This window comes from Burkholderia sp. b14 (assembly GCF_900156195.1).
In the GTDB taxonomy this organism is placed as follows: domain Bacteria; phylum Pseudomonadota; class Gammaproteobacteria; order Burkholderiales; family Burkholderiaceae; genus Mycetohabitans.
In genome coordinates, this window is the sequence record NZ_FTPJ01000002.1 from 363,128 (window position 1) to 374,124 (window position 10,997).

At 57.9% G+C, this 10,997-nt stretch carries 11 protein-coding genes; 9 read left to right on the plus strand and 2 right to left on the minus strand.

Annotated features, from left to right (window positions below; translation table 11 throughout):
• Positions 1-29: 29 nt before the first annotated feature.
• The gene (locus B0B13_RS02790; protein WP_139337182.1) at positions 30-644 is read right to left on the minus strand and encodes an OmpW/AlkL family protein; all 615 of its coding nucleotides are present in this window, start codon (positions 642-644) and stop codon (positions 30-32) included.
• Positions 645-812: 168 nt separating this feature from the next.
• Complete coding sequence (locus B0B13_RS02795) at positions 813-1,700, minus strand: LysR substrate-binding domain-containing protein (protein ID WP_076794579.1); 888 nt, start codon at positions 1,698-1,700, stop codon at positions 813-815.
• A 199-nt stretch (positions 1,701-1,899) separates the two neighbouring features.
• Here B0B13_RS02795 and B0B13_RS02800 point away from each other — a divergent pair, with 199 nt between their 5' ends.
• From B0B13_RS02800 to B0B13_RS17590, 9 genes are all read left to right on the plus strand, one after another.
• Positions 1,900-2,655, plus strand: a complete 756-nt coding sequence (locus B0B13_RS02800) for a sulfite exporter TauE/SafE family protein (protein WP_076794235.1) — start codon at positions 1,900-1,902, stop codon at positions 2,653-2,655.
• Between the two features lie 77 nt (positions 2,656-2,732).
• On the plus strand, positions 2,733-4,295 hold the full coding sequence (locus B0B13_RS02805) for a 4-hydroxyphenylacetate 3-hydroxylase family protein (RefSeq protein WP_076788057.1): 1,563 nt from the start codon (positions 2,733-2,735) through the stop codon (positions 4,293-4,295).
• Positions 4,296-4,306: 11 nt separating this feature from the next.
• Positions 4,307-5,383, plus strand: a complete 1,077-nt coding sequence (locus B0B13_RS02810; RefSeq protein ID WP_076794237.1) for an aromatic ring-hydroxylating dioxygenase subunit alpha — start codon at positions 4,307-4,309, stop codon at positions 5,381-5,383.
• The gene (locus B0B13_RS02815) at positions 5,376-6,782 is read left to right on the plus strand and encodes a diaminobutyrate--2-oxoglutarate transaminase family protein (protein WP_235091530.1); all 1,407 of its coding nucleotides are present in this window, start codon (positions 5,376-5,378) and stop codon (positions 6,780-6,782) included. The genes B0B13_RS02810 and B0B13_RS02815 overlap by 8 nt, the downstream gene beginning before the upstream one ends.
• The gene (locus B0B13_RS02820) at positions 6,779-8,218 is read left to right on the plus strand and encodes a SidA/IucD/PvdA family monooxygenase (RefSeq protein WP_076794241.1); all 1,440 of its coding nucleotides are present in this window, start codon (positions 6,779-6,781) and stop codon (positions 8,216-8,218) included. Before B0B13_RS02815 ends, B0B13_RS02820 begins: the two co-directional genes overlap by 4 nt.
• Positions 8,178-8,825, plus strand: a complete 648-nt coding sequence (locus B0B13_RS02825; protein WP_076794243.1) for an FMN-binding negative transcriptional regulator — start codon at positions 8,178-8,180, stop codon at positions 8,823-8,825. The genes B0B13_RS02820 and B0B13_RS02825 overlap by 41 nt, the downstream gene beginning before the upstream one ends.
• Positions 8,815-9,885: a cell division protein ZapE gene (gene zapE, locus B0B13_RS02830; protein WP_076794244.1), complete on the plus strand. Its 1,071-nt coding sequence runs from the start codon at positions 8,815-8,817 to the stop codon at positions 9,883-9,885. The genes B0B13_RS02825 and zapE overlap by 11 nt, the downstream gene beginning before the upstream one ends.
• Before the next feature lie 2 nt (positions 9,886-9,887).
• Positions 9,888-10,277 carry a tautomerase family protein gene (locus B0B13_RS02835; protein WP_076794246.1) on the plus strand — a complete coding sequence of 130 codons (390 nt, stop codon included), beginning with the start codon at positions 9,888-9,890 and terminating at the stop codon, positions 10,275-10,277.
• Positions 10,278-10,649: 372 nt separating this feature from the next.
• Positions 10,650-10,904 (plus strand): integrase core domain-containing protein, encoded by a 255-nt coding sequence (locus tag B0B13_RS17590; protein WP_139337316.1) that lies wholly within the window; start codon positions 10,650-10,652, stop codon positions 10,902-10,904.
• Positions 10,905-10,997 lie beyond the last annotated feature (93 nt).

Genomic DNA, 10,997 nt, shown 5'->3' on the forward strand with positions numbered 1-10,997 from the left:
CCGACCCGTCGCGATCGTGCAATAGCGCCTCAGAAGCGCATTCCGACGCCGATGCCCACCACTAGCGGGTCGATTTTCAACGAGCCAAGCTGCGTGTCACCGATCGATGCGCTGGTGCGCATCCAGATCTTCTTGATGTCGGCGTTGACGAAAATGCTCTGGGTCACTTGCACGTCCACACCAGCCTGCAGCGCCGGACCGAAACTGGAGTGCTTGATTGACACCGGCGTGCCGCCCGCATGCAGCCCATCGTTATAGAAATAAGTGTAGTTCAACCCGGCGCCCACATACGGGCGGATCTTGCCGGCCGGATTGAAGTGATATTGCAACAACAACGTGGGCGGCAGCACGTTGACACCACCCAATGCGCCGATGTTGGACGTGATCTGGTGCCGCGATGTCCCAAGGATCAACTCGATGCCGATGTTGCGTGTCGCCATGTACGTGAAATCGAGTTCCGGAACGATCGCATTGTTGACGCCGGTGCCGAGTTGGCCGAGCGTGCCGCCGGCCGACACGTCGGGCTGAATGCTAATCGCGCGCAAGCGGGCCAGGATATCACCTTGCTCAGCCTGGACGGGCGCCGCAAACACGACGGGCGCTGCAAGCAGCATGCCGGCTGCGATACGGAAAAGTGCGTTCATGGTGTCGTCTTCTTGTGCAATGTTGTGGGTGGGTCATGTATATTGTCGAACGGACGTTCACGCTCTGTATTGACGTGAGTCAATACCCATGCTCGCGCCGGGTAAGAGTCGAGCGACGCGCTCGTCGTACAATTGCATGCCACGCCCACGCCGGCGCGATGACCGTGCTCAGTTTTTTTCTGTGATTGCCGCCACGAATGTTTGGACGAGTGCGGATGCATTGCTCCGATACAGCATCGCAATGGCAGTGGTATTGCCGGCGCCGGCCAGCCGAATGAAGCGCACGCCTGCTGGCGCGATTAAGCGCATGCTTTCTGCGACCAGTGATACGCCGAAACCTGCTTCGATCAGGCTCAGTTGCGTCGTCTTGCGTGATGTCACGCGAGCCGAACGCGGAAAGTAGCCGTTTTTCATGCACAATTCCGCGACACGAAAACTCAGCCCTCCTCGTTCGTGATGCGGCAGTGACACGAACGGCTCCTCGCGTAGCTCGGCAATCGAAACTGCCTCGCGTACCGCAAGCGGATGCGTGGCGCTAACGGCCAGCATCAGTGGCTCCGAATAAAGCTCGTCAGCACGCACACCGGGAAATTCCAGGTGAACAGGCAGTCGTACAAAGCCGACATCGTTCACGCCTTGCTCGATACTCGCCATCTGTTCTTCTGACGGCATTTGGGACACCTGCGCTGAAACGTGCTCGTTGGCGTCAAGATAGCGTCGAACGCGTTCCAGCAAGGGTCCAGCGAATGGCACCGAGCTTGAATGGACCAGGCGGATGATGCCTTGCTCGCCACGATTCGCATGACGCGTCTGTACAAGCGTTTCATTGAGGTTGAACAGTAGACGCTTTGCACCATCATACAGCGCCTTCCCAGCCCGGGTCAGCTCGATCCGGCGCGCACCGCGCACGAGTAGCTGCACTTGTGCCGTTGCCTCTAGCTCCTTGATCTGCCTGCTCAAGGCGGATTGCGCGATGAAAAGCCGCTCGGCGGCAAGACTGTAGCTGCCCGCCTCGACGATTTCCACAAAGTAACGCAGTTGCCGTAGCGACATCATCTCCATGCCTTATTGAGATAGCACTTTGCCAAAATGATATTGGTTGGCCAAAAATTAGCGCGATATATTGCCTGCGGATTTGGCGGTTAGGTTAAATAATTGGGCTGATAAATAAGGGTCGTAACGTATTCTGTCATTGTTTTCCTATTCCGAGTGATCGATGTAGAACACCGAAATAGCAATAAATCAAGGACCGCAATTGATCTTCGATCTGACTGTAACGCATTTGTTCATCGTATGGTTAGGGATCGCATTAGCGTATGTCGTGTTCGGCATGACTGGGTTTGGCACTGCACTGGTGGCTAGTCCACTGTTGGCCCAGTTCATACCGGTATCGCACATTGTCCCGCTGCTCGCATTGCTGGATTTTTGTGCGGCCACCACGAATGTGGTGCGAGACGGCAGAAAAGCCGAGCGCGGCGAATTGAAGCGACTGGTTCCTTTGATGGTGGCCGGCAGCGGAATCGGTGCGGTGATCTTGTTGGTGACGAAACCGGATCTGTTGCTGCTGCTGCTTGGGATTTTTGTGATTGGTTACGCAGCATACTCGTTAAGTGGCTATCGGCCAATGACACAATTAAGTTCATGGTCGTCGGTGCCTTTCGGACTCGTTGGTGGCATCTTCAGCGCGTTATTTGGCAGTGGCGGTTTTATTTATGCGATTTATCTGCAGGGACGGCTTGAAAACAAGGAGCATATCCGCATCACGCAAACCACGCTGATTGGATTGTCGACGCTTACCAGGCTGGTGATGTTCTTGGCGGCCGGCGTCTACGCCAACTGCAGTCTGCTGCTGCTCGCGGTGCTGCTCGCGCCAGGCATGCTGGCCGGCGTGTGGATAGGACGCCGCATTACGCTGAGGCTCTCGCGTGAGCAATTCGTCAAGCTGGTGAATAGCGTCATCCTCGTATCCGGTGTGTTTTTGTTGGTGCGGTATTTTTCGTCAATTTCATAGGTTATACCCGGTAGGACCGGGCGGTTCCATGGCGCTGTAGGCAGTCGCGGTTAGATTTAACGTTACCAGGAGTATCCATGATTCAAAGCACATCCGCGGCATTGAAGCTGGAAGCCGCTGAGAAGGACGAAATGTTGACGGCTGACGAGTATCTCGCCAGTCTCGACGACGGCCGTGAAGTGTTCATCTATGGTGAAAAAATTCGATCTGTCACGCAGCACGTGGCATTTCGCAACAGTGCGAGATCCATCGCTCGGTTGTACGATGCGCTGCATGCACCGGCGTCCCGAGACACGATGACGACACTGGATCCGTCCGGTTATCGCACGCATTGCTATTTCACCCCAGCGCGTTCGGCCGACGACTTGCTGCGGGCCCGCGCCGCAATCGCACACTGGTCGCGGCTGTCGTACGGCTTCATGGGGCGTACGCCCGACTACAAGGCGGGTTTTACCGCAACGTTGCTGTCCGATCCTGACTTCTATGATCCGTTCCGCGACAATGCGATCCGCTGGTACCACGAGACGGCACGCAAAGTGCTGTTCATGAATCATGTTCTGGTGAATCCACCAGTGGGCCGGGCCAAGTCGATTGACAGCATGCGTGACGTCTATCTGCATGTGGAGAAAGAGCGTGACGACGGTATCGTCGTGCGTGGCGCTAAGATGGTGGCGACCAGCGCGGCGATATCGAATGCCACGTTCGTGGCACAAAACAGTGCAACGCAGTACCAGCAGGGTCGGGAAGAGGATTTTGCACTGTGCTTCATCTTGCCGATGAGTACGCCAAACTTAAAAATTGTTTGTCGGCGCTCATACGAAGCGTCGTCGTTGAGTCCGTTTGACAATCCATTGTCCAGCCGTTTTGACGAGAATGATTCGGTGCTGATTTTCGATGGCGTGTTTGTGCCATGGGAAAACGTGTTGATTTACCGGGATATACCGAAGGCGCGCAGTTTCTATTCGGCCTCGGGATTCCTGAATCGTTATCCGTTGCAATCCGGCACGCGGCTCGCAGTCAAATTGGATTTCCTCTGTGGCGCGTTGATTAAGCTGCTCGAATCAAACGGCAGCTACGAATTCAGAGGCGTGCGCACGAAGGTGGCCGATGTAGTCGGCTGGCGCAACGCGATGTGGGCGATGACTGAAGCGATGTGCATTGCGCCGCAAAAGCGCAGCGACGGCTCTGTCGTACCGCGGCTCGAAGTGGCGGCGACAGTGCGGCACTTCGGCGCACAGGTGATGACCCACATCAAGCCGATTTTCGACACGATCCTCGGTGGTTCGCTGATCATGCAGGTGGCCAGTTTCGCGGACATGCACAATCCAGAACTGCGTGGGCTCATCGATACGTACTACCAAGGCACTGATTCGAGCGCACAGGAGCGGCTCAAGCTTGTGAAATTGCTGTGGGACGCGATCGGCAGCGAGTTTGGCGGCCGGCACGAGCTGTACGAGTACAACTATGCGGGTAACCATGAGCAGGTACGGTTGGACATGCTGAACCATTCCACCGCATGTGGTGCGATCGACCAATGCAGGTCGCTCGTCGAGCAGTGTCTTGCCGATTACGACGTTGATGGCTGGCGCAACCCGTCATGGCAGTTTGACGGCCAGCGTGAAGCCTACCCGTTTGCGTGATGAGGTGAACAATGATCTATTCTGGAAAGTGGGACCGGGATGCGCTCGACTACCGGGCGCTGCGCGATCAGTGGCATGTGGTCGCCCGCTCGGACGATGTGGCACGCGATATGCCGCTTGCCGTGCGCTTGCTGGGCGAGGACTTGGTGCTGTGGCGGAACCATGCCGGCATCAACGCGTGGCTCGATTATTGCGGTCATCGTGGCGCGCGGCTTTCGCTGGGCTGTGTGCGCGACGGGGAAATTGAGTGCCCTTATCATGGATGGCGTTATGCGTCGTCGGGACAATGCACGAAAGTGCCTGCGCATCCGGACCAAACGCCGCCCGCGCAGCGGCTTGTTCGCGTGTACCGTGTAACCGAACGCTACGGGTTAGTTTGGGTCTGTGTCGGACAACCGGCAGCTGACGTGCCGCCGTTCCCCGAATGGGATGACGCGAGCTTCCGCAAGGTGTATGCGGGACCTTACCGCTATCGGGCAAACGCATTGCGCTCAGTGGAGAATTTCCTCGATGCTTCGCATTTTCCCTTCGTGCACGCAAATCTAAACGGCGATCCAAGTTGTCCCGATAAAATTGAGGATTACGAAGTAAAAATGACGGAAAACGGTCTCAAAACTTCGGAAATCGAGGTATTTCAGCCGTATGGCGATCATCGTGGGATCCCGGTTACCGCTCGCTATACCTATCACGCTTTTCGGCCTACGACCGCCTACTTCTCGAAGAAGACCGGCGTTATCGAACGCTTTTGCACGTTTCTGAACGCGACGCCTGTTGACGAGGACGAGTGCGTGATACAGCTCATTGTGGCGATCAACTTCGGTGAAGACTTGAGCGACGCACAAATCCTCCAGCGCCAGGACCGGGTGTTTGAGCAGGATCGCCACATCGTCGAATCGCAGCGTCCCTATCGGCTGCCACTGGACTTGCGCGAAGAGATGCATGTGCGCAGCGACCGCCTCGCGGTGGAGTATCGACGCTGGTTGCGTGTGCTGGGTGAGGCTGCAACAGCGGGCTGCAGCGCCCACCAAACCGCTGGCGTGCAACAGCATGCTCGCAGTGAGCATTCAAAGGAGTCGTATCATGCATAAGCAAACGCTGGATGCATTGTCCATGCTCGAGCATCGTGAGTCCAATGCTCGTACGTATGCACGCTCGATCACTCGCGTCCTCACGCGGGCAGAGCTTGCGACCGTCTACGATAGTGAAGGCCGTCAATATTTGGACTGCCTCGCGTGCGCTGGCGCGCTGCCGTTGGGACACAATCATCCGTACGTCATGGAGCGGGTCAGCCAGTTTCTCGCATCGGGCCACATTCTGCAGGCACTGGACATTGCGACGCCGGCGAAGATCGAATTTGTCGAAGCGTTATATCGCGTATTGCCGCCGCAGTTTGCCAACGATGCCAAGCTTCAGTTTTGTGGGCCGACCGGCTCCGATGCGGTCGAGGCGGCGATCAAGCTATTCAAGACAGTCACGGGCCGGCGGTCGGTACTGGCATTTCACGGCGCGTATCACGGCATGACGATGGGCGCGTTGAGTCTGATGGGCAACCGGGGACCGAAGGAAAGCGTGGCCGGGGCGATGGCAGAAGTGCATTTTTTGCCTTATCCGAATGCCTATCGATGCCCGTTCGGTGTTGGCGGTGCACAAAGCGATACGTTGTCGTTGGCGTATATCCGCCATCTTCTTGAGGATCCGGAGAGCGGCATCACGAAGCCCGCGCTGATTCTGCTGGAAGCGGTGCAGGGCGAGGGCGGCTGCATTCCGGCCAGTGCCGATTGGTTGACCGGATTGTCCGAGCTGGCGCTGCGTCATCAGATTCCGCTTGTTATCGATGAGGTGCAGACCGGCTTCGGTCGTACTGGCACGATGTTCGCGCATGAGGTGGCTGGCATCATACCCGACGCGGTCATCCTGTCTAAGGCAGTGGGCGGCGGTTTTCCACTATCCGTGCTCGCCTATCGGCGCTGCTACGACGGTTGGCGACCCGGTGCCCATGCGGGGACGTTTCGAGGCAACCAGATCGCATTGGTGGCGGGTGCCGCTACGCTTGAATTTCTACGCTCGCACGGTATTGCGCAGCAGGCAGCTGAGCGCGGCGCCAGGCTGCGCGCCGGTCTTGAATCGTTGCAACGGCGCTACGCGTGTATCGGCGACGTGCGTGGTCGTGGCCTGATGCTCGGCGTCGAGATCGTTGATCCACACGGTCCGCTGGATGCGCGCGGATTGCCGCCAGCGGAGGGCGAACTAGCGCGGCGCATCAAGCATGCTTGCCTGGACGAAGGTTTGATCATTGAGACGGGAGGACGTCACGGTGCGGTGTTGCGGCTGCTGCCGCCGCTGATCATTACAGAGGCTGAAACGGACGAAATCCTAGCTCGTCTCGAACGAGCGTTATCGACGGTGACCAGCGCGGTGGATGCGCCCTTGCTTACCCCTGACGGTATCGGCCGCAACGCTCACATTTCTGTATCGGAGACCTTATGAAAGCAGGACACGACGCCGCCACGGCGCTTGAACCTTGCGTTTACGATGTGATTGGAATCGGCTTTGGTCCCGCCAACATTGCGCTTGCCGTAGCGCTTGAGGAGCTGACCGACGGCCTCGACGTTTTGTTTCTCGAAAAGCGCGATGCGGCGTGCTGGCAGCAGGGCATGCTGCTGGAGGAGTCGGACATCCAGAACCATCCACTGCGCGATCTGGTCACGCCACGCAATCCACGCAGTCGCTATTCATTTACCAATTTCCTGTTCGAGAACGGGCGATTATTCGAGCATTTGAACCTCGGGCTATCGTTTCCATTGCGGATCGAGTATGCGCAGTACGTGCAGTGGGTGGCCGGCTTCTTCGCGCATCAAGTCAATTATGGCGTGGACGTGACGAGCATTGAGCCGGTCATCGACGCGCGTTCTGGACTGTTGGATGGCTATGTGGTGAGCGATTGCACTGGTCGCACATGGCGGGCCCGCTCGGTCGTTGTCGCGCCGGGGCGTACGCCGAACGTGCCGATGCAGTTCGCCGGCTTTGACGATCCGCGCATTGTCCACTTAAACGACTATCTCTTCGCGCTGCGACGGGCGTGTGACGGCGGCCGCAAGCCGCGCATCGCGGTCATTGGTGGTAGCCAGAGCGCAGTCGAGATTTTGCTGCACGCGTATGGTACCGGCTCGTGCGCGTCGGTTGTCGGCATCACGCGTAACTTTGCGTTCCGGCAGAAGGACACGAGCCCGTTTTCCGACGAGGTTTATTTTCCTGAATTTATTCAAACATTCTTTTTTGCGGACCAGGCAACGCGCAATCGGTTGCGCGCGGAACTGATGCCGACCAATTATGCTTCGGCGGACAAGGACGTACTGGAGGCGCTGTACGTCAAGCGCTACGTGAACCGAATATTGGGACGTGATGGTCTGGCGATACGGACCAATACGTACGTCGATGCTGTGACGGTCACAGAAGAGGGGATTCGCCTGGCGCTCGTCAACTCGGTGAGCGGTGAGCATGTGCTCGACTGCTTCGACCTGGTTGTCCTGGCAACGGGCTTTCTTGATATTGGCGACGGTCCGAGGTACGAGCCCTATCCACCGCTGCTGCGGCAGCTGGCGCCGCTGCTCGACTTGAGCCGCGGGCACCTGGATGTGTCGTTCGACTACCGCGTGCATTTCTCGTGTGCAGTGGCGCCGGACGCACCGCTGTATTTAAACGGGTTATGCGAGTCATCCCACGGCATGGGGGACTCCGGCTCGTTCAGTCTGCTGGCGTTGCGCTCCGAGGCCATTGCTCGGTCGCTCTACGCGCAGCTGTCGCGCCCCGCGGCACGCGCCAGTTCGAATGCAGTCGTGCCTTCTGCCACGGCCACTGCGGCCATCCATGATACGGACAAAAATGGAACCTCTAGCGAACCAACCCGTTTCGTTTCATTATGATGCGTTCCGCTTTACTGATCCGGAGCGGATCGACGCGATCATCGACAGCTTTCCGCTCGCGTTGATCGTCAGCACGGACGCGGGGCTATCTCATGCGAGCCATATCCCGCTTTTTCGCGAACGCCAGTCGCGCAGTCTATTCGGTCATGTCGATGCGGCAAACCCTCAGTTCTGTGATGTTAAAACGGTGCGTGCGCGTATTGTGTTCACTGGACCCGACAGCTATATTCCGCCCGAAGCGTACGTGACGCGACAACTTCCGACGTGGAACTACGTGGCCGTCCATCTGGTGGGCTCTGTGCATGTCGTGACCGACCTGGCGCAGAAGATCGACGTGCTGCGCGAGACAGCGGCCCGCTTGCAGCCCGACGATGCACGATGGCAGTTCGACGCGAATGATGAACGGGTGGCACGGTTCGCGCCGGGCGTGCTCGCGTTGCGCGTACACGTCGAGCATGAGGAGGCGCGCATCAAGCTTTCGCAGGATAAGGGCTTAGAGGACCAGTATGCGGCGCTCGACTGCCTGTTGTCCACGCGCGCGCGTAGTCTGCGGCCGCTGCTGGAGACATTCCTGCCGCCACGGGAGGGGGCCGCGCATGCTCGATGACGCGCAAGTCGTAGCCTCGCTTCACAGCAGCGGAATCGAGCCGGACGAAAGCCAGCGCCGGGCAATCGCAGCGTTATGTATGCTGCTCATGGCACCGGGTCGGCGCTGGCTGGGCGCGCTGCACCGGTTGCATGGCGTGTATTGCCATGGTCTACCCGGACGAGGCAAGAGCATGGTCGTCGATGCGTTTTTTCAGCTCGCGCCAGGATCGAAGCGGCGGATTCATTTTCATGAGTTTCTGCGGGATATCAATTGCAGGCTTGTGAAGGCACCGCGCAGTAGCGATCGGCTCGCGGACGTCGCGAAGACTTGGCTGCACGGCGTCAATCTGCTGTGTTTTGATGAATTTCACGTGCATGACATCGCTGATGCGTTTCTTATTGGGCGATTTCTGACAACGGCCATCGCTGAGGGCGTGCGTATCGTGCTCACGTCGAACTATGCGCCGGACGATCTGCTGCCGAACCAGGAATATCATGCGCGTTTCGCACCGACGATCGACATGATTAAGCGTCATTTCACGATCGCGCACTTCGATGGACCGCGCGATTACCGGTTCAGTGATGCGGATACCGCACAGCCTCGGTTCTTTTCGCCGCTTGCGCTTGCTCGCGAGCCGTTACGCACCATTTTCGTCACTCGGGAAGGCGAAGCTGCGCTGCAACCTGGCGTTATGGAGTTGGCGGGTCGGCCGTTGCCGGTGAGCGCTGCGGGCGAGACAACGGTATGGGTGGATTTCGACGTGCTTTGCATGGCGCAGCGTTCGCATGTCGATTATTTGGCGATGGTTGATCGCTGGCAATGGGTCATCATTGACAACGTCTACGCAACGGCACTGGAAAATCCCGATACATTGCAGCGTCTGGTGTGGTTGATCGACATCTTGTATGACCGCAAGTGCGGTGTCTGTATCGCATCGGACATTGCGATCAGCGATGCACTCGAGGGCCTCGAAGGTGCGCATGATCTATCGAGGACAGTTAGCCGCCTTGCCGAGATGCAGTCTCGTGCCTACGCTGGTTTTACCAAAAATCCACTTACCATGATTCAGGAGACTTGAATATGCCAATCGTCAAAATCGAAGAGCCGCGGACGCGCACCGCAGACGAGAAGGCGCGACTCGTCGACTTGCTATTCAGCGTACTTCGACAAACACTGGGGGTTACTCCGAACGAGTTGCAAGCGAGATACCAGACGTTCGAACCGGAGGATTTTTATCCGCCGGCGGGTACTGGCGAGTATCTGGTGATCGAGATCACGCTGTTCGCCGGACGCTCGCTCGATGTCAAGCGCCGACTTTACGAACGCGTTGTCGCGGAGGTGGCGCAGGCGCGTCAGGTTGATCCATCCCGCATCCTAGTTCTGTTGCGTGAAGAGCCGCTCGACAACTGGGGGTTACACGGTGGCCATGCCGCAACGGACCTGAAGTTCGATTACGCGATTGCGATATGAAAGACGACGAACCTGGCCCGGCGGATTCCGACGCCGGATCGACACACGTGCCGGAAGACGCTTTTCCGTCGGCCGGTATTGCGTTCTGGTGTCAAGGCACCGGACTTGTCGTGTCCGCTGTCGATCGACGACAGCTCGCGTCCCCGACGTTATGGCGTATGCTGGAGGCAGCGCGGCGATCGCATCAACGTGCCGCTTGCGCGGCGGCAGCCCCCGGTCCTGACGGCAGTGACGAGCATGCGTCTGATGCGTAGTTGGTGAGGTCACGCGATCTATGACTATGTGTCACACCGAATCGCTTTCGGCATAGGTCCGGTACCGTCAGCTTTGCCTCCTCGCGCTTGAGCGTGTCCCTGAGCTGGCTGTCCGTGAATCTCGACTTCTTTATTCTGTAGAACCCCGTCAACGAAAAAATGCTACTTCTGTTCCCGCTGGATCCTCGGGAGGATTACCTTGTCACTCGAGAACGCCAAGCGCAAAATCGAGACTTGGCGCCAGTACTATAATGAGATGCGTCCCCACTGTGCACTGCAGTGGATGACGCCTGCCGAGTTTGCCCGCCAATACAGCCCCCAGGCCAATTTGGCCACCCCAAAGAGCCGGAAATTTCTACTAGAACGGCCCTGATTCGGGGGCAGCCTCAGCTTCTTTCGTATGCTTAATCCGCGTGAATCGTTCTTCCCCCACTGCCGCCACAATTTTTTCATCGATGACAATCGA